Origin of the sequence: Hominilimicola fabiformis, assembly GCF_020687385.1 — a bacterium.
Classification (GTDB): domain Bacteria; phylum Bacillota; class Clostridia; order UBA1381; family UBA1381; genus Hominilimicola; species Hominilimicola fabiformis.
Genome location: NZ_JAJEQM010000004.1, coordinates 43,780 through 67,389 on the forward strand (window position 1 = coordinate 43,780; position 23,610 = coordinate 67,389).

Here is a 23,610-nt window from a genome sequence, read left to right on the forward strand (position 1 = left end):
CACACCTGTAAGAGTTCAAGAAAAAACATCTACAGGTGTACTTGTAGACCTTTCAAATATCGCAAGAATAGCAGTCGGTGAAAATCATGTATTGGCACTTTCAACTGACGGTTATGTATACGCATGGGGTAACAACTCAAACGGACAACTTGGTAACGGCGATACATCATCAACAAATGAAAAGTTCCATGACAATGATACAACTGATGGAATTTATGCGGCTCAAAAGGTATACAGAGGTGAAAGTGCCGCAACAAATGACGATTGGTATATCCAAGATGTTATTGATATTGCCGCAGGTAAATCATTCAGCGTTGCTCTAAAGGCAGACGGAACAGTTTGGACATGGGGTCTAAATACAAGCTATCAACTTGGTATTGGCGATACAATGACAAGACCTGTTCCGACTCAGGTATTGGCAGGCGCGTCATCAACAACAGAAAAATACATAAAGAATATAACAGCTGTTGCGGCAGGTGAAGGTCACGTCCTTGTTGCTACAACAGACGGAACAATGTATTCATGGGGTTATAATAACTGGGGACAACTTGGTAATAATACAACAACAACTGCTACAAAACCTGTAAAGGTTTCTAATATCACAAATGTAGCGGCAATTTCAGCTAATTATTATAACAGTATGGCTATGACTTCTGACGGAAGTGTATATACATGGGGTTGGAATGAATATGGTCAAATCGGTGATGGCTCGTATAGATATGATACATTCTATTTACATCATCATGATTCATATAGTCATGACCATTGGAATGATCCGACATATATGAATAAGACTGTTCCTACACAAGTCGTAAAGGGTGTAACAGGTTCAGATACTGCTTATATCAGTAATATTTGGAACATTTCAGCCGGCAGAATAAATATGTATGTAATTCATGAAGATGGATATGTATATGCTTGGGGTTCAAACTCAAAGGGTCAGACAGGTGACGATACAAATACTAAAGACGGTAATTATTTAACGCTTCATAACGGTACTCGCTTGAATTATCATGCAATGGATAATACAGCTACTCAAGTCGGTGACTTTGAAACAAAGACACTTGTTGTAAATAACTATGATGTAGTTACAACAATGGGTAGAGATGAAACAATCCAATTAAATACATCAGACTTCGAGAGAAATTACAGAAGTGGATTTAACGTAAAATATCATAATGAAGATCAAAGCGGTGCTTTGACAGCAGGAGAAAACTTAACCTTTACTTCACTTGACGAATCAATCGCAGTGGTAAGCAGTACAGGTTTAATAAGCGTACCTTCAGAATTTAAACTTGGTGAAACAACAATCAGAATTGCAACAGACGACGGATTTGTCGGAACATTGGTTGTAAGAGTTAAACGTAGTGCAGACGCTGTTGCAGTTCCTATGGTTGCATCAGGAAATAACTTCACAATGGCATTGCGTGAAGACGGAACCGTTTGGGCATGGGGTCTAAATAGTTCAGGTCAACTTGGTGATGGTACAAAGGTAACTCGTTCATATCCTGTAAGAGTTAAGAATACAGACGGAACAGGTTTGCTTGAAAACATTGTTTATATAGCAGCCGGAGGTTCGTCAGCAGTAGCTATTGATAAAGACGGCAGAGTTTACGGTTGGGGTAGCGGAACATCTAACGGACTTGGTTCTAAGCAAGAATCTCTACTTCCATCACCTGTTGTTACAAGCTATGAAGAAACTGTTACTGAAACAGACGACGGCGAAGGCAACGTAGTAAAAGAAACAACTGTAACAAAGACAGAACTTGTCGGAGCAGTTGCAGCCGCAGGCGGCGCAAACCATATGTTGGTTCTAATGGGCAACGGACAAGTCTATGCTTGGGGTGCAAACTCATACGGACAAGTCGGTATAAATACAACAGATAATGTATATGTTGCTACACTTGTACAGAAGTCTAACGGTATAGAACCTATAGAAGACACGGTTAAGGTTTCTGCAATTTCAAATACAAGCCTTATCCTTACAAGAGACGGACAAGTTTATGCTTGGGGTCAAAATGTAACAGGAACAACTGCTGTTGGAAATGCTACAGTTAATTTAGGCGGATACCTTGGTACAGGTTATTCTATAAGACACAGATTTACAAGCAGAAATAGCTTTAATCCTACTAATACATATGAAAATCGTCTAAGACCGACAAAGGTACTTACAGCAGACACATTGCAAACAGCAGATTATGCAAATAAATACTTTAACGGTGCTATGGATATTGCGGCAGGTACATATCATTCAGTTGCAATTAACGATAATTATGTATATACATGGGGTTATAATGGAAACAGTCAGCTTGGCGACGGTACTACAACAGATTTACGCCATCCTGAAAAGGTAACTGCATTTGCAGAAAATCAAGTATCACATGTTTATGCTTTAGGTAGTGGAAGTGCCGCAATGACATCAGACGGTCACGTATACACATGGGGTTCAGCCGCAAAATCTAATACTACACCTGCACTTGTAAACAAGGGTGAGGCAGACAGTAATGAAGATGTGATTGATAATGTTTGGTACGTATCAACAGGTTTGAGTCACTTAACAGCATTCAGAGCAAACAGTGATGCAACTAAGGCATATATCTATGCTTGGGGTAGCAACAACTATGGTCAACTTGGCGATTCATCATTTGTTAATGCAACAGAACCACGTCAAGTAGGTGACAGAGAAGCACGTGTTATTGAAATTAATAATGCGGTAGTTTCTGAAGATACTGTTGGTTATGGTACACCGGGCAAGACATACACAGGTGTAATTCCTTCACTTGTAAGAGTAACAGAGGAACAAATTCTAACAATAGATCCGTCAGAAATCAACGAGAGATATTACGAAGGCTTTAACTTCTTCGCAGAGAATACTCTTGATAATACTGATTATTCGGGTAATTATAAGTTCTACTCATCAGACGAAACTGTTGCAACAGTAGCAGAGGAAAACGGTAAGTGGGTAGTTACACCTATAATAGATACAGAATATCACAAAGGCGGACAGACAACAATTACTGTTGTCAATACTGCAACAGGTGCAACAGGTGCATTTATACTTGGTGTATACGGCGGTAAGTTGACGCCAAACTCAACATCGAGAGATGGTAGCGGATATACAAAAGAAACTGCATCACCGCTTGTTTCAACAAACCTATATCATTCTGTAGCATTGAAGTATGACGGTACAGTCTATGCTTGGGGTAGAAATGACTACGGACAGGTTTCAACAAAAGACGGTGAAAACAGCATTATGAATACACCTGTACAGATTTACAGTGTTGAATATGATGCTGAAGGAAATGCACAGTATACTCTACTTGAAAACATAATTGACGTTGCAGCCGGCGGATACCACAGCTTGGCAGTTGACTCAGACGGTCACGTATGGTCATGGGGTCTAAACGATAAGGGTCAGCTTGGATACGGCACAACTGAAAATTCAGGTGCGGCACAAATGGTTATGATAGGCGATAATCAGCCTATGGAAAATATCGTAGCTGTTGCCGCAGGTAATAAGCACAGTCTTGCATTAACAGCAGACGGTCATGTATACGCATGGGGTGATAATACATATGATCAACTTGGTACATCATCAACTGTAGACGGTGATTTTGACAAGTATCCTGTACACGTTACACAAGGCACATCGGCAAGTGGAACATACACTGATGAAAATGGCGTTGTAACAACAGATGAACATTTGAGTAACATTATTCAAATTGCTGCCGGAGATAACTATTCAGCGGCACTAAAGGCTGACGGAACAGTTTATGTATGGGGTATTAACAACTATACTGTAGGCGGTAAGCAAAGCTCAAGCAAGGGCACAAATGATACAAGAATGGCACCGTATCAAATAATCAGCGGTGACTATGACGGTTCAAATATTAAGACAGATTCAAGATTTGATTCGACATATATCCAGACTATTGCTAAGATTTCTGCCGGTTCAAATCACTTGATGATGCTTACAAACAAATACTATGGTGAAACAGATGTATTTGCAATCGGTCTAAACGGAAATTATCAACTTGGTGATGAAACAACTACGACAAGAGATTATCCGGTATTGTCAGTAAGACCGAGTGATCTTGCAGACATCAGCAGAACTGTTAATAATATAATCAGCATTGCTGCCGGACAGGCTCATTCACTTGTATTAGGTGAAAGCACTGCGGAAGATAACTTTAAGTACAGCGTATGGGCATGGGGTAGTAACTCGAATGGTCAAATCGGTATGAATACAAATACTGCAAACTATCCGAAACCTCAACATGTAAGAAGTCAGTACCTTGAAGATGAAGAAAATGCGGTAAGTCCATACATTGAAAGTGTATTTGCTATAGCAGCGGGTGCAAACTCAACAGCTATCGATCTTGAAGGTTACGTTTATATGTGGGGTATTAATAATTACTCACAGATTGGTGACTTTACAACTGAAACAAGACTTTACCCATATCAAGTAGGTGAACTTCCTTATAAGTCAATCATCTTTAAAGACGTTTACGTTGTAAACAGAAATACAGGTGTTGTCGAAGAGTATTATGCGACATTACCTAAGCATATCAATATGCGTAAAGACCAACTATTGTATATTGATGTAAACCAAATGTATAACAGATACTTCAAAGGATTTACATTGCTATCAGATACAGAAGAATATCCGGTTGACAGATTTGATCCAAACGATAATACATCATGGGTTGATCCGTATGACCAAAACGGTGATTTGAAACCGATAAGAGATGGTGAAGACCATATCAAGTTTACAACTTCTGATGAAACTGTTGCAATTATCAATGAAGATGAAGATCCTGTTTCAACAATGCTTGAAGAAAAAGTATTTAATGCAGACGGAATTACACGCAGATATATTGTAGTTAAGCCAATCGAAGAAACAGAAAAATTCGGTTCAACAGTTATCAGCGCGCATAACGAAGACCCATATGTAAATACAGGAAACGAAGATATAGATGATCACCATGCTTACGCAGGTTATACAGGTGCTGTTAATATCAGTATTATCCCTGGTGAAGAAATTCCTCCTATGGTAGTTTCAAAGGGTGACCATGCAATAGCAATCAATATCTACGGTGAAGTATGGACATGGGGACGCAATGATAAAGGTCAGCTTGGTGACGGTACAACAGTTGACCGTTCATATCCTGTTCAGGTTATGATAACAAATGATGATGGTCAATTAGTACCTCTAAAGAATGTTATGATAGTAGCTGCAGGTGAGAAACACAGCGTAGCATTGACTCGTGACGGTATATTGTATACTTGGGGTGATAACTCTAAGGGTCAGCTTGGTAGCGGTAACTCAGCATCAGCACTTGCATACTCAACAAGACCTGTAACTGTTGCAGGTGAGAATAACTCAAGCAAATCGCTAAGCGAAATGCTTGTAGAAAAGAATGAATCAATTTCTAATATCGCGGCAGGTAGAGATCATACTCTTGCAGTATCTAACCAAGGTAACTTGTACTCATGGGGTGCAAATACTTACGGACAATTAGGTGTTAACTCAAGAGATAACAGATATTTCCCTGTACAGGTAAAAGGTTATAACGGCGGCGGTTACTTGACAGATGTTATCCTTATCGGTGCCGGTGCGGAACATTCACTTGCCGTAAGAACAGACGGTAGTGTATGGTCATGGGGACGCAATAATAAGGGTCAACTTGGTCAAAGTACAAACGGCGTTAATAACACATATAAAGATATGCAAACACCTGACAGAGTATTGAAGGGTGAATATGACACAGGTAACGCAGATGACAGATATATAAAGAATGTTGACGCATTGTCAGCAGGTGAAAACTTCTCAGTTGTTACAACAAGAGATCGTAACGTATACGCATGGGGCGATAATACATATGGTCAGTTAGGTAACGAAAAGACAACGGCAACAATCTCAACTCCTGTTCATGTTAAGTCAAGCGCCGGAACATACTTAACAGGTATATCTATGGTATCAGGCGGTGCTAACCATGTAATCGCAATGTCAAATACAAATGACATCTATGCATGGGGTGATAACTCAAAAGCACAGTACCACGAAGTTGCAAATACTCATGTTGCAAATAAGATAACAGATAAGGATTCGCTAAATCCTGAAAATGATGATGTATTTACATCATTCTCAAGAGTAACGGCAGGATGGAACTATTCTGTAATTCTTACAAACAACGGTTATCTATGGGCATTGGGTAATAATACATACGGACAACTTGGTGATATGACAGAAACAGATTCTGATGAACCTGTCAGAGTTGGTTTCAAGTCAGAAGATATTCTAAACTTGACAAAGGTAACTGTATCTCACAGCGACGGAACAACTACAGAATATACTGATGATAATGTTCCTGCACAAATTGATATTACAACAAGAGAAACAGTAACATTTGATCCAAGCAGTTATGAAGCATTACATCATATGGCATTCAACTTGAGAACAATTCATACAAAGGATGCTACAAAGGATGTAACTGCAAATGTCGGAACAATTAAGTTCTATTCATCAAATCCGAAGATTGCCGAAGTTGATGAAAACACAGGTGTAGTAACACCTAACGGTAATAATAAATACGGTAAAACAACAATTACTGCTTATGCAGAAAAGACAGACGGCGATAAGACATATATCTATGTTGCTGAAACTGTAATTTCTGTAGGAGTTGAAACAGACGATATGAAGAAGTCTGTACCTATGATTGCATCAGGTTCAACACATACAGTCGTTCTAAAACCTAACGGAACAGTGTGGACATGGGGTCAGGATACATATGGACAACTTGGTGATAACGATTCTGAAACAAAGGCATATGCTGTTGAAGTTGTTAAGGAAGGCAATATAATTCTTGATAATGTTAAAGAAGTTGCCGCAGGTACTGCACATTCACTTGCACTTACAAAAGACGGTAAGATTTACGCATGGGGCAGCAATTCATACGGACAACTTGGTATTACTGATGCAACAAGCGGTAAGCCGACAGGTGCAAGCAAATCAGCAGTAGCTGTTGAACTTATTTATGCAAATGACGGTAGTGAACTTCCTAAGTTTGTTTCGATTGCAGCCGGTGATTACTTCTCTGTTGCTCTTGCAGAAGACGGCAGTGTATGGTCATGGGGCAGAAATGTCAACGGACAACTTGGACACGGTGATTTCGGAACCGGTTATACATATTATGCACCGGTTAAAGTACAACAAGGTGCAAGTGCAAGTAAGACAGTTGTCACAGGCACAGAAACAACTGAGTCAGACGGAAACACTGTAACAAAGAATATATATGGTAATAATATATACTTAGAAGAAATCGTAGCAATCAGTGCCGAAGGCGATTCTGTAATGGCAATCAAGTCAAACGGAACAGTGCTTTCATGGGGTGTTGATTCACACGGTCAGTCAGGAACAGGTTCACTAAGTGATAAGCATGTTCCGACAAGAGCTAAGGCAAGTGACTTTGACGGTGTTAAGGACAGCAACGGAATACCTATGTCAACAACAAGTGACACAAGTTATCTTGCAAACGTAACTTCTATTGCAATGGGTAAAAACCAATCAGCTGTAATAGTCGGTGACGGTTCATATGTTCTTACAGCCGGAGATAATACAACAGGTCAGACAGGTCTTGGAACTACAGAAGGTAACACAACAATGTTCAAGGCTGTTAAAAATGTATGGGGCAGCGATGTAAAGGTTGTAGAAATTAAATCAGGTGCAAACCACACTGTTGCTCGTACTGATGATAACAGACTATGGGCATGGGGTGATAACTCAAAGGGTCAGCTTGGTCTTGGAGATACAGTAATAGATAACAGTATTGAAATGGCAGATAAGCCGACTCAGGTTAAACGTGGTGACTCATATTCTGACGACGCATATATCAATAATATTTGGACAATCGGCGTCGGCGGAAATAACAGTGCCGCTATAAGACATGATACAGTTGTAGGCAGTGACGTTGTATGGTCATGGGGTAATAATGCCACAAGACAACTTGGTAATATGATTGATAATCAGTCATATATGCCGGTACAGTCAGGCGAAAGAGAAACAAGACGAGTTCTTGTTATCCATATTGACAAGCATACAGCCAACGGTCAGACAATTCCTTATACAATTCAACTTCCTCAAAAGGCTGAGGATGCAGTAGATGTATCATTGACAAATCTTCCTCAGATTTCGATTGGTACAGGCGATTATCTACAAGTTGATATTGATAAAATTTACGAAGTATATGAAAGCGGATTTGTACTTGAAACATCCGGAGAGATGGTACAAGTAACAGGAGCAAGTTTTGCATCTTCAAATGTAGAGGTAGTATATGTAGACGGAGCCGCAACTTCGGGTACATTAAGACCTACAGAAAAGGGTGCGTATAACAGTGCTGTTATTACAGTAACAAATCCTAAGACAAATAGCGAAGGCGTATTTGTTGTAAATGTTACAAAGACAAACGATGCCGTTGCATCATCAAGCGTATCTACAGGTACAAGCCATACACTTGTTCTAAAAGAAAACGGAACATTGTGGACATGGGGCGATAACTCTAAGGGTCAACTTGGTGACGGTCCTACAAGCGAGGGTGTAACAGGCGGAAGTATTTCTGATGATTATATACACAGAAGCTTTACATACACAGGTACAGGTGATCTAAATTATACAGCATTCCCTGTACAAGTTAAGACTGCTAAGGACACACCTCTTGTAAATGTAGTATCAGCGTCGGCAAACAAAGACTATAATGTAGCCGCAGATGCAAACGGTGACGTATATATTTGGGGTAGTGTAAACGGATTGTCATATACATATGCTCAGAAGATGGCAGGCTTTGAAGGCAAGAATATCATTGCCGTATCAGCAGGTTATACTCACTTCATCGCACTTTCAAAAGACGGCTATGTATATTCATGGGGTGCAAACTCATACGGACAACTTGGTAACAACACAACATCAAATGTCACATCACTAAGCGGTGTAACACAGGTAGTAGGACAAAGTGGCGAAAACTACTTGTATGACATCGTAAAGATTGCTGCAAACGGAAACAGCAGTGCAGCTGTAAGAAGTGACGGAACATTATGGACATGGGGTGCAAATAAATCAAGCCAGCTTGGTGACGGCACATCAACAAATAAGACAACTCCAATTCAGGTAATCAGAGGCGAAAGCAATCCTGAATATGATAATCGTGAAGATAACTCTAACTATTATGTATACTTGCAGAATGTTAAGGATGTAAGTGTCGGCGAAGACCACATGATAGCTATGACAGAGGACGGCAGCGTTTATACATGGGGTTCAAATAAGTACGGTCAACTTGGTGTGAATATTGACGGTGACTCAGTAAATCACGCAGTTAAGGTTGACACATCTGCAATTACAGCCGTAACGGATGAAAACGGAAATGCAGATGAAATAACAGCAGTTTATGCCGGTAAACATTACAGTGCTATTATCACTCGTGAAGGTCATATGTATGTATCAGGTAGAAATACAGATGATACTGAAGGTACAAACTATGTAACAGGCAAACTTGGAACAGGAACAACAGACGAATCTATATCAGAATTTACTTCTGTTGCGACAGGTTTGAAGTACGAAAAGGATAATAACATTGAAAATATTCACGGTGTAAGAAATGTTGCACTTGGTGCAAACCATACAGTAATAATCAGTAAATATGGTTATGTATGGTCATGGGGTGCAAATAATAATTATCAACTTGGTGATATAACATATAACGTTCGTATTGAAAAAGGCTCAACAACATATAACATCAATACTGTTCCTACAATTTCAGGTAACAGAGAAACCCGTTATATGACAATTAATGATGCCGTAACAGATAAGGGCAGAATAATTGCATCTTCTGATGATAATATTTCAATGCCTCCTGTTGTAACAATTTCAGAAGACGATGTATTGAATATCACAAAGGTAACATATGATTACAGTTCAGGATTTAACGTAGCAGAAACAGACGAACATCCTGTTATGTATCTTGCAAATGATCCGAACACATATTCAAATGTAACATGGGCATCATCAGATGAAAATGTTGCTACAATCGAAAACGGTAAGATTATACCTAACGATAACAGACGATACAGTTCAACAACGATTTCTGTTCAAAATATGAACGGTGCAATCGGAATGTTTATTCTAAAGATTAAGCGTAACGAGAATACTGTTGCAGTACCTATGGTTGCTGCCGGTGATGACTTCTCAATCGCTTTGAGAGCAGACGGTACTGTATGGTCATGGGGTAATAATGACAAGGGTCAGCTTGGTTTGGGCAGCAGTGTAACAAATCAAGACCGCCCTGTTCAGATTAAAAATCTGTCTAATATTACATATATAACTGCCGGTCAATATCATGCAGGTGCAATAGATAAAGACGGTAACGTATATATGTGGGGTTATAATGAATTCGGTCAGATGGGTAACGGTACATCTAATAATTATAATTTAACACATCATAAAGATGACCATTATTATTATGATGATAGTTGTTGGAGTCCGGATTCTCATCATAATCACGGTGGTTCAAGCGGTCATACACATTATATGTATAATAAGGTAAACAATAATGCGTATACTCCGGTTAAACTTTCATATAACTTTGGTGAAAAGATAGAAACTATCACAGCAGGCGATAATCATACTGTTGTTATGACAGAGAGCGGTAAGGTTTATGCTTGGGGTGATAACAGATATAATCAAATCGGTTCACCGCAGACATATGCAAAGAGCGGATATATGGGTCATTACAGATATAACTTGTGTTCAGGTAACAGTAATGATGCCGAAATAACAAGAGTTCCGTTAATGCTTACACCTGTGAGAGTAAGAGGCGCAGAAGGCTATGGCTACCTTGAAGAAATAATTGATGTCAGAGCCGGCGGTGACTTCACAATCGCATTGAAGAGAGACGGTACTGCTTACACTTGGGGTAAGAATGATGAAGGTCAGTCAGGTGACGGCACAGTAATCACTTATACTACACCGTCATATCAAAAAGCTAATATGTATGCGTATGGTAGTCATGGTAATGATTATGGTTGGTACGTTGCAAGTACATATGATTTGAAGATTAGATATGAACAATCATACAAGAAGTATTATCCTGTACAAGTAAAAGCAGGTGTACAGACACTTGATATTGAAAATAATTCAACATACAATGCAGGTTCATATGCTTATAACTACTTGCAAGAAATTACAACAATTTCAGCAGGCAGCAAGCACGCTGCAGTTATCACAAAGAATGGTGACTTGTTCACATGGGGTAACGGCGAAAACGGTCAGCTTGGTAACGGTGCTAATGATGATAGTAACTTACCTGTTAAGGCATTTGAAAATGCAGTACAAGTAGCAAGCGGTTCAAATCAATCTATTGCAATTCAGAAAGACAGTGCAGTATGGGCATGGGGTGATAAGACACCTCCTCCGTATTTGACATTCTATGAAACAATATGGACAGATAAGGACAGATTGACAAGCTATGATACAGCTACTATTTACGGTAGAAAGTACACAGAAACAAATCCTACAAATGTATCTTATCAGCTTGGTATAGCCGATACAACATCAACAAGTGTTAATACACCTCAAATGGTTGTAAAGGGTAACACAATTAATGCTAAACCTGAGAACTTCTCAGAACAAATGATGAAGTACGGCATTATCTCAACAAGAGGCTCACATACAGTTATGTATAGTACACGTTACGGTACTGTATGGTCATGGGGTACAGGTACAAACGGAGAAATAGGTGACTTTACACTTAATAACCGTACATTTGCAGTACAGACAGGTGCTACGGATTATATCCGTCCTGACGTTATAGGCGGCGGAATTTATGAAAGCGACAGTAACACAGCTGTTACTGAGTATTCAACAACTAACCCAATGCCTAATATGATTACAATTAACAGTAATGAATATATAGAATTTAATCTAAGCAGTGATGTTTACAGATTAATTTCTCCTGGTTTCAACCTTGCATTTACAGAAAAAGAATCAGAACCATTCTACTGGACTCCTGATTTACATTTGACAAATATTGATGAAAATATTGCAACGGTTGAAATGAACGGAACAGTCGCAAGAATTGTTCCGAATCAGAATGAAGCATACGGTGAAACAACACTTATGCTCCGTGATGATAATTCAGATATATCATTTATCTTCAAAGTTCGCGTAATGCCTACACAAGAAGAGAAGTACGGTACAGATATAAAGTATGCCGCACCGAAGGTTGTAAACGGTGAATCTCATGTAGTTGCATTAAAGACAAACGGTACTGTATGGACATGGGGTCGCGGAACTAATAACCAACTTGGTGACGGTTCTAACTCAAACGACAACTATCCACTTCAAGTATTGGGTGTTAACGGTAGCGGATTCCTTGAGAAGATAGTAGATATAGCCGCAGGTACAAACTTCTCTGTTGCATTGGATGCAGACGGCAATGTTTATACATGGGGATATAACTCAGATTCATATCCTGTATTGAAACTTACAGACGCTGTTGCAGTTGGTGCTGCAAACAGTATGGTTTATGCAGTAATGAACGACAGAACAGTTAAGTATTGGTCATACGGTTCAAGTCCAACTTCATTGATTAAGGGCGAAAGTGCATCAACAAGCGATTTATTTGAAAATGCACTTGAAGTAACAGGCGGAATTTCGCATAACACGATTCTTCGTGATGACGGTTATGTATGGACATGGAGCAACGGCGGAGCAGAAGCAGGTAACGCGTCGGGTCAACTTGGTAATACATTGCGTAAATACCTTAACTATCCGGCACTTGTAGTAGTAGGCGAAAGCCCATACAACAGTGTTTACCTAAATAACGTTGTAGAAGTACGTTCGGGTGCAAACCATAACGTTGCACTTATTAAAGAACAAAACGAAAATCATACACAGTATGACGTTCCGACAGATAAGGCGTTTACATCTAAGAATGGTTATGTATTCGCATGGGGCGATAATTCAGAAGGTCAATTCGGTAAGACAACAGCTCAATCAAACAGCTATGCACCTGTAAGAGTTGATATTCCTGATGATGAAGTAATTAATCATATTTCAGCTGAAAAGAATTCAAATCTTGCAACAACAGCCGATAATACTGTTTGGGCATGGGGCAACTATGCAGATGGTCAAATGGGAGCAAACGGCACAAGCTCAGCTCCTGTACAAATCGTATCAAATGACGGCGGAGTATGGTCATCATCGAATGGCATTAAGGGTGCCCTAAACGGTGCTGCCGGCGGAGATTCAATGTCTGCATATATTTCAGACGGTACAGTTTGGACATGGGGTTCAAATAGTTCAGGTCAGCTTGGCGATCAGACAAATGTTAATAAGAACTACCCTGTTCAGGCAATTACAGAACCGGCAACCAAGATGATTAAGGTTGCACACGCGTATGTTTATAAGAAGTCGGATTTGACAACTCCTGTTAAGGAACTTGAATATCCGAACGAAATTATGATAGATGTTGACGAAACTGTGGTTATTGACAGAATTGTTGTAGAAGAAGTTCTTGCATTTAACCTATACTTCGATAAGCGTGTGACAGAAATATCAGTAGATAATATTGATGCTAAGTCAACTGATGAAGAGGCAATAGAAGTTACATCAACTAATTCAACCGTTAAGGCAGAATCACCAGAAAATGCAGTAGCGGGTGACAGTGCATATGTAACAATGTCAGCACAGTTTAAAGGTGATACTGCTACGGGCTTTATAAGAATAGGTCTAATTGCAGACGGAACAACATCACTTCCGGAAGCATCATTGAGTACAACAAGTTCTGTAATTGTAAATGCAGACGGAACAGTAAGTGCATGGGGCGATAACAGCTATGATAAGTTAAACGTATCATTGTTCGATAATCAAACTAATGTATATGTTCCGGGTGTTGTAATGAAAGACGATGACGGACAAGTTATATTTAATAACGTAAAAGAATTTGCGTCAGGTGAAAACTTCAGCGTAATTCTAACAAATGACGGTGAAGTATACGCTTGGGGTACAAATGAAAACTCTCAAACAGGTATAGGCAATGCAGGTTCAACTGCTTACGCATATCCGCAAAGAGTTATGAACAGTTCAGATACACCGCTTTCAGATATTATATCTGTTAAGGCATATTCGACTCATGCAGTTGCACTTTCAAAAGACGGTAGAGTATATGTATGGGGTGCAGTATCTGATAAGATTGGTCAGAACAGATCAAGACAGAATTATTATGCAAAACCATTGAGAATTACTAATGTACAAGCTATCGCAGCTGGTGAAAATCATACAGTAGCATTGAAGGCAGACGGTTCAGTTTGGACATGGGGTTCAAATGATTCAGGACAACTTGGATCTGATACATCATCAACTCCGCTACCTGTAATGGCAGAGGGTGTAAGCAGTGTAGTTGCAATCGCAGCCGGTGCAGATACATCTATTGCTCTTACAGCAGACGGCAGTGTATATACATGGGGTGGCGGCGAAAACACCGCAACAAAAGTTCTTGACAATGCTACCCAAGTAGACGCTAAGGGTGAACAATTCACCGCAGTATCGGTTGACGGCAGTGCATACGCATGGAATAAGAACGAAACTCCTACAAAGGTTGACGGACTAAGCAATGTTATTACATCTGCGGCTGGCGGTAATCACGCAATGGCAGTCCTTTCAGACGGTGATGTATATACATGGGGTGAAAACAGTAATTATCAACTTGGTGACGGCACAAATAATTATTCAGAATCACCGATTAAGGTAAATAAAGCGCCTGAAGGCATTCGTGTAACTAAGGCGGTTGTAGGTACAGTTTCGTACACAGATGACGCTAAGCTTCTATATGAATTTAATATTGAAAGCGGCGATGAGCTTGGTATTGACGGAGTTAAGAAGTTCGTTCCTTATCGTTTCAATGTACTTGGTACAAAGAGATGGGAAAATGTTATGAATTACAGACTTGAAGCTCTTGATTCAAATGTAGCAGTAGTAAATGGAAAAACAATTTCGACAGTATCAGGTCGTTACGGAACAACTTACATAAAGATTATTGAACTTAACGATGACGGAACTGACGGTGAAAACGTTGGATTTATAAAGGTAAATGTAATACCTAACGGTGCATTCACAGCGCCTATGGTTGCAGCCGGTACAGATTTTGTTATCACTCTAAAGGATGACGGAACTGTATGGTCATGGGGTTCAAACTTACATAATAAAGTAAGTGTGAAATCTGATGAATATGTAGATGTTGCAACACAAGTTGAGTTAAGTGAAAACACTGCTCTTACAAACGTTGTGAAGATTGCCGCCGGTGAAAGTCACGCTCTTGCACTTACTGCAGACGGTAAGGTTTACGCATGGGGCGGCGGTGAAAAAGGTCAGCTTGGTAATGGTTATAATGAAGATAGCAATTATCCGGTTCTTGTAAACGGAATTACAAATGCCGTTGATATTGCCGCCGGTGAAAATCATTCAGTTGCACTTATGGCAGATGGTACAGTTTACGCATGGGGCAGCAACGAATCAGGTCAAATCGGACATCAGCAAAAGGCAAGTTCTGTATACGGAACAAATGCCTCTGAACATTATAATGTACCTGTTATCGTAACAGACTTCGGCGAAACAAAACATCTTGAATCAATCGTTGGTATTTCAGCGGGCGGTAACCATACTTCTGCTCTTACAACAAGCGGTGTTGTATATACATGGGGTAGAAATGTAAACAGTCAGCTTGGTATGAACGATACAAATCCGGCAGATCGTTATGATGTTCCGAGAGAAGTTCTTGGAGATGCAGATTCAGAATTTAAGTATAACGTAGCTAAGATTTCGGCAGGCGATGAACATACAGCCGCACTTTCACAAAACGGAAACGTATGGACATGGGGTTATAACTACTATGGACGTCTTGGTGACGGTAGTGGTGAAACAAGAGCTATGCCTGGTAAGGTTGTAACAGCTCTTAACTACGAAACTTTCGATCTTGAAGGAATTGTAGATATAGACGCCGGAATTACTCACTCATTGGCAATCGCTGCAGACGGTTCAATTTACGCATGGGGCGATAATATGTACGGTGAACTTGGCGACGGTACAAAAGCACAGAAGTCAACGGCTGTCAAAGTTGTAAACGAAGATGGCAGTGACTTTAGCGGTGCAAACGGTATATCAGCCGGAAACGAACATTCTGTATTGTTCACAAATATGGGTGAAATCTATACATGGGGTCATAATGATCAAGGTCAACTTGGTACGGCTCTTGCAGACGGTGAAACGAGTGCATCTGTTCCTCAATGTATAGGAAGCAGTTCAGAAGGTTCAAAGGGACTTGTTATAACAAAGATTAATGTAACAGGTACACCTGTAGGTGAAACATACACAACAGTTCCGGAAAGTATTTCAATATTCCCAACTCAGAATGTTGCGGTAGATTTGAATACAATAAAGGTTATAACATCAATAAGCAGATTTAATGTTTATACATCAATGAGCACAGGAGGTTCAGGTGGATCAACTGTAAGTCCGAGCGATATAACAATCTCGACAGACAGTGATTTGTTAACAATCGACAATGCTACAGGTGTTATTTCACCTAAGACTGCTACAAGCTACGGTATTGCAAAGGTTACAGTTAAACATAACCCAACTCAATATACAAAGTCATTCAATATAGTTATTAAGCCTGAATATTCAGCAAATAAGTCTGCGACAATAGTAGGTGGCAGTGACTTTACGATAGCATTGAAAGCAGACGGCAGTGTATGGACATGGGGTAATAATACTCATGGACAACTTGGTAATGGCAAGGGTGGTAATAACGCACAAGTTATTAATCCGCAGCAAATCGCACTTTCAAATATCTCATCAGTTGCAGCCGGTAAAGAATTTGCAATGGCACTTACTGATGACGGTAATGTATATACATGGGGTGCAAACGAGTCAGGTCAACTTGGTATCGGTTCTGTTGATGATAAGTCAACTCCACAAAAGGTATCATTCGATTTGGCAGTAGGTGAATACATAATCAGAATTTCAGCAGGCGATAACTTCGCAATGGCACTAACAAGTGCAGGTGACGTTTATGTTTGGGGTAATAATGATTACAGCCAGATGGGTCTTGGAAATACAATGGCTCACAGCGACTTCTATTCACCGAGCAAGATAGAAAGCATCACAGGTGCAACAATGATTACAGCCGGAGCAAATCATGCAATGGTTTATGCTGTAGGTAAGGTTTATACATGGGGTGCAAATGACTCTGGTCAGCTTGGTAAGGGCACAGATACATTCAGTGCGTCAACCGACGGTGTACCGAAAGAGATAAATATTCCGACTTCAATAGCTACAGTCGATCAGATTATTGCTCGAGGTGATTACTCAGCTATAATTTCAGACGGTAAAGCTTATCTATGGGGTGCAAACGGAAATTATCAATTAGGTAATAACTCTGATACAAATGTATTGTCAGTACCTGATACTGCATTGAATATTGAAGAAAATATTCAAGCTATGGCATTGGGTTACAGTCATATCGTTGCTATCACAGAAAAAGGCAATGTATATGCTTGGGGTAACAATACATTAGGTCAGCTTGGTTTAAGCACAAATGCAAATGAATATAAGACACCTAATAAGGTTTACTCAGGTGCAAGTTCACAGACTAACCAATATATGATAAATATGTGGGGTGTAGGTGCAGGCTATAATACATCATTTGCAGTTGCCTCAAACGGTATCGTATACGGTTGGGGTCAAAATGACAACGGACAACTTGGTATAGGCACAAGAGCAGACGTAAATCTTGCTAATACAGTTAAGCTAAGTGATAAGAACGGTTTGACAATAACAAATGCGTACGTTACAGGAAGTACAAATGTTACATATGATAGCAATAACCCACTTCCTTATAACGTAACAATCACACCGGACGATACACTTACAATAAGCAATAATTCAATAACAATGGCGGCAGCCGATAATGACTTTAACTTGTTCGCATCAAATGATTCACAAATCAGTATCGCAGACAGTGCAAATATAAGATTCTATTCATTAGATCCTTCTATTATGTCTGTAAATGAAACAACAGGTGTTGTTACATTAAGCGATGCAACAAAGGAAAGACGTTACGGAACAACTGTAATCAAAGTTGTTGAAACAACAGAAAATCTTGTATCATATATTAAGGTTGCAGTAAGAGATAACGGAAAACCTCAAGCTGAAACAGGCGTATTTGCGTCACCTTATAATGATGACGGTACAAGAATTATGGTCAAGAATGACGGAACCATTTATACATGGGGAAGTGACAATAAACTTGGTCAGCTTGGTAGAACGGGTGATACAACCGAACCTGCACAAGTTAAGGGCAATAACCTTGATACAAACAAGGTTGTTCAGGCAGCAGTAGGTAATTCGTTTGTTGTAGTTCTTACTTCAGACGGCGCAGTATATTCATGGGGTGTTAATACATCAGGTCAAAATGGTTACGGATATGCTAAGTCATATAATAGAACACCGGTAGCAACAGCAATTCCTCGAGGAAAAGTTATTACACAAATTGCAGTCGGTGAAAGTCATGTAATTGCACTTTCAAGCGATGGCGATGTATATGCTTGGGGTAATAACGATAACGGACAGCTTGGTATAGGTATAAAGATACAACGTGAACTTACACCGACATTACTTCCTATAACAGAAAAGGTTGTACAGATTGCCGCAACAGGCAAAGGCGGTGCGGCTTTGACTGAGGATGGTCATGTATATGCTTGGGGTAACGGTAACTTATCTGCTGAACTTAAAGCAGAAGGTGAAAGTGCCGGCGATACAGATCATAAGCTACAGAATATTGTAAGACTTGCGTCAGTAGGAAATGTATTTACAGTTTCAGACGCAAACGGTACAACATACGCATGGGGCGAAGGCTCAGTTCACGGTAAAGAAATTTCATCAGACGAACCTGTTTCATATGATGAAATGAAGGTATTGAACTTGAATGTTGTTTATGCTCAGGTTAAAGAAAACGATGAAGTTACAAGAGCATATACAATGTCTAATCCATTACCGACATCACTTGAACTTACAAGCAATCAAATTCTTCAAATTGCAGGCGACTCAGTTTGGGGTAGTGCAAATATTGAATCTTCATCTGTATATGACAGAGTAGGCTATGAAATGACTACTGACAGATTGACATTTACATCAAGTAATCCGTCAGCAGTTACAGTTGACTCAAACGGTGTTGTTACAGGTATGGGCAGAATTGATAGTTCTGTAATAACAGTAACAGATAAGATTCTTGGAAGTTCGTACTCATTCACTGTAAGAGTTGCTCAAAGCGCAGATACAGAGATTACAGTTCCGATGATTGTATCGGGATACGGACATACATTGGCACTTCGTGCAGACGGAACAGTTTGGGCATGGGGTGACAATACATACGGACAACTTGGTGACGGTACATACGGAACATCAAATGTAGATAAGTTTGTTCCTCGTCAAGTTCGTATAGGTCAAAATGAAAGCAATACAAAGTTGCTTACAAACATAAAATATGTTGCAGCAGGTGCAAACAGTTCAGCTGCAATAGATCAAGACGGTCTACTTTATGTATGGGGTAATAATGATAACGGACAACTTGGTGTTGACGGAAAGATAGTTGCATATCCGACACTTGTCGAAGCCCTAAAGGATAATCCGGCTACACCAAACGCTGATGAAACAATTCTTGTTTCGGCAGTTGAATTGAGCGAAAGCCATACAATTATCATTGACGCTTTGACAAAGAGAGCGTATACATGGGGTAAGAACGATCATAATCAGCTTGGTTATCAGCAGAGTATACTAAATAACGGTAAGCCTATGACTTCACCGTCAACTGAAAATTATGCTAAGGAGGCTCACCTTGTAACAAGAGATAAGGGTGACTTGAACTTCCTTGAAGTAGCATCTGGTAAGAATCATTCAGTTGGTATAGTTATTCCTGCATCTGAGGCAGAAACTGCTACTCAAGGTACAGTTTATGCTTGGGGTGATAATACATACGGTCAGCTTGGTCAGAACACAAGTGGTTCATCAAGCGCAGTATTACAAGCTGTTAAGAAATCAAACGGTGAAAGCATTACAAATGCAGTTGCAGTTGCCGCAGCCGATAACTATTCACTTGCATTAACGGCAGACGGAATAGTTTACGCATGGGGTGATAATACATACGGAGTAATGGGCAACGGTACAAAGGGCGGTATACAGAAATCAGCTGTAGCCGTAGCCGGAGTAACAGGTGACGGTACTCTTGAAGGTATTTATGCAATAGCCGCATCACCGAAGACAGCTGTAGCAATAAGCAAAGACGGTCACGTTTATAGCTGGGGTAATAATGATAATGGTCAGATAGGTGACGCAACTCACTTTGAAAGACTATATCCTGTAATGCAGAGTGATATTAACAATGCAAAGGCAGTTTCAGCAGGTGACGGATATACAGTTGTTCAAACAACAAGCGGAAATATGTATGCTTGGGGTAAAAACGACTCAGGACAAATCGGTAACAGTACGTTCGATGAACAACTTGTTCCGGTTGCAGTCGGTGCAAACTCTAAGTTAACAATAAGAAAAGCAGGTATTGTTACTAATACACAGGCAGGTTCAATCGTAACATCAGCAGAATTTGCAATGTTCAGCATGCTTGAAGAAAGCGATATTGTTGAAATGAACGAAGTATATTCTGCCGGCGATGATATTAGCCTACAAAGCTTTGAAAGTGTAGATTATGATACTGAAAACTATGTACCGAGAACAATTACATTGACAAATGATGCGTCAGGCAACATTCAGCAATTTGTTCTTGATAAGAATGCAGTATATGATGAAATGAGATTCTATCTAAATACTGATTCTGAAACAGGTAATGATGAGTTTAAGGTAGAAGACATCTATATGATACCTGCTGATACAAGCTTGTTCAGTGTAGACGATAACTGGATTGTTACACCTACACAAAAAGCTATTGACAGCAAGTATGCCGTTACAACACTTATTGTTCAAGACAGAACAAGAAATATCGCACAAACATTTGAATTGGAATTCAGAGCGACAAAGCGTGACGATGAGGAATTCGGTAAAGATATATTAGCCGCACCGATGGTTGCGTCGAACAGCTTTAATTCAATAGCATTGATGTCAGACGGAACAGTTTGGACATGGGGAGATAATACATACGGACAACTTGGTAATAACTCAGTAACTCCTTCTTCAATGCCGGTTCAAGTTCGTAACCCTATAAGTGACGGATACCTTGACGGAATAGTTAAGGTTGCACAAGGTAAGTACCACAGTGTAGCACTTACATTAGACGGTAAGGTTTACACATGGGGTCATGGTGCAGACGGTCAGCTTGGTACAGGCAATACATCAGATAGCCTAATTCCGGTTGCAGTAGTAACAGGCGCATCAACTTCTGAAACAGAAGATGCACAATATTTGACAGACATTGTTGATATAACAGCCGGCGACGACTTTACAGCAGCTCTTGATAACAAGGGTCGTGTATGGATGTTCGGTAATAATGCATCGGGCTTGCTTGGAATAAGTAAGACAGATGATATTCAGAAATATCCTCAAAGAGTTCTTGCAGGTAAGAGCAAGAGTACAACAATGTATCTTGAAAATATCGTATCTATCGCGGCAGGTGCACACCATATGCTTGCTCTTGATAAGAATGGCAGTGTATGGGCATGGGGCGATAACAGCAGAGGTCAGTTGGGTGAAGGAACATACGAAGATGTTCTTGAGGCTGACGGAACTAAGACAAGCGCAACAACAAGAACTATTCCGGTAGCAGTTGATATTCAAGATGTTGAAAAGATTTATGCAGGATATAATAATTCTGCGGCAATTAAGACAGACGGTACTCCATGGGCATGGGGCGATAACAGTTACAGCCAGGTAGGTAATAACAGTACAGCTGATGCAGTAGCTGTTCCGGCTCAGGTTATGTATGAGTACGACAAGGAAAATCATATCGGTGTACTTCTAACAGACATCAGACAAATCTCTGTCGGAAAAGAACATATGAACGCATTGACACGTTCAGAAAAGAACGTTGTTACATGGGGTAAAAATTTGAATACAATCACTTCAGCAAGTGGTATTCAAACAAATAAGATGGCAGTAGAGTTGCTTGATGACCTTGATAATAACAGTGTTGTTACAGATACAATTATGATTGCGTCGGGTGATAACACATCTGCAATACTAAGAAGTAACGGTGACGTTTACTCTATCGGTAATAATGCAAACGGTCAACTTGGCGACGGTACAGCTGTTGATAAGGATATTCCTGTCCTTGTTGGTATAGGCAGAAGTGCTGATACTGTTATGATGAATAGCGGAGCAATAATCAGACGTGACGCAAACGGTGATTATACTGATATTACAAAGCAGTACACAGACGATGATCCAATGCCTTACGAGGTAAATATTCTTAGAAGTGAAATCCTTTCAATAGATATGAATGAAATATTCGTTGAAAGAGATCCAAGCTTTAACTTGATAACAGGTTCGTTTAAGGTTAGAGATAACGGTTATACATTCAAGTCACTTGACGAAAGTGTAGCAATTGTTTCAAATGATGGTGTAGTTACACCGGCAGATCAAACAAGTGCAATAGCTCTTGGAACAACATATATTGTTGTAAAGGGTAATGAAACAGGCGCAACAGGAATTATCAAGATTAACGTTATGCCAATGGATGTTCAGTTTGAACAAGGCGAAACAGTTATAAGAGATGACAGTAAAGTTTACCCATATGTAGCTGTAGGCGGTAAGACAATGGCAGCCGTTACAGACGGCGGTGTACTATATACATGGGGTGACAATACATACGGTCAACTTGGTATAGGACTTACAAGCGACGCAACACCATATTCAACAACACCGACAGTTGCAATAAATGGTAACGTTAAGAAGGTCGTTGTAGGTGACGGATTTATGGTAGCCGTTACAATAAACGGTGAAGTATATGCTTGGGGTAGAAATGATAACGGTCAACTTGGAAACAGTACAAAGGATAACTCGATTTCTCCTGTAAGAGTAGAAGGAATTGATAACGTAGTAGACATTGCAGTTGGCTTGAATCATACATTATTGCTTACAAACACAGGCGATATATATGCATTCGGTGACGGAAGCAACCATCAGGTAATTCCTGAATTAACAGAAACAGCTTTGACACCGCAAAAACTACATATTAAGAGTTCTTTGGAAATTGCGGCAGTATATGCTGACAATAATACAAGTTATGCACTTACAAGAAACGGTGACATAATCGCATGGGGCGAAAATACATCGTATAAGTTTGGTGACGGCGATTACTACGGTAACGGTATAGCATATGCAGATATAGCTGAAAAAGCAGTTACAATGTCTGCGTCAACAAACAGTGTACTTGCATTGTCAGAAACAAGCCATGTATGGGCATGGGGCAGTAATAACCATAACCAACTTGGTATGTATCTAAAAGACGATAATACATATGAAACTGTTGTTGAAAATCCAACTCTTTCAGATGTATA

General features: G+C 39.8%; 1 protein-coding gene (only partly in view). It reads left to right on the forward strand.

All 23,610 nt of this window come from inside a single coding sequence — locus LKE05_RS04115, RCC1 domain-containing protein, on the forward strand. Of the gene's 88,113 coding nucleotides, 25,631 precede the window and 38,872 follow it; the stretch shown corresponds to coding positions 25,632-49,241 (codon 8,544, partial, through codon 16,414, partial); the first complete codon in view begins at position 2. Both the start codon and the stop codon lie outside the window.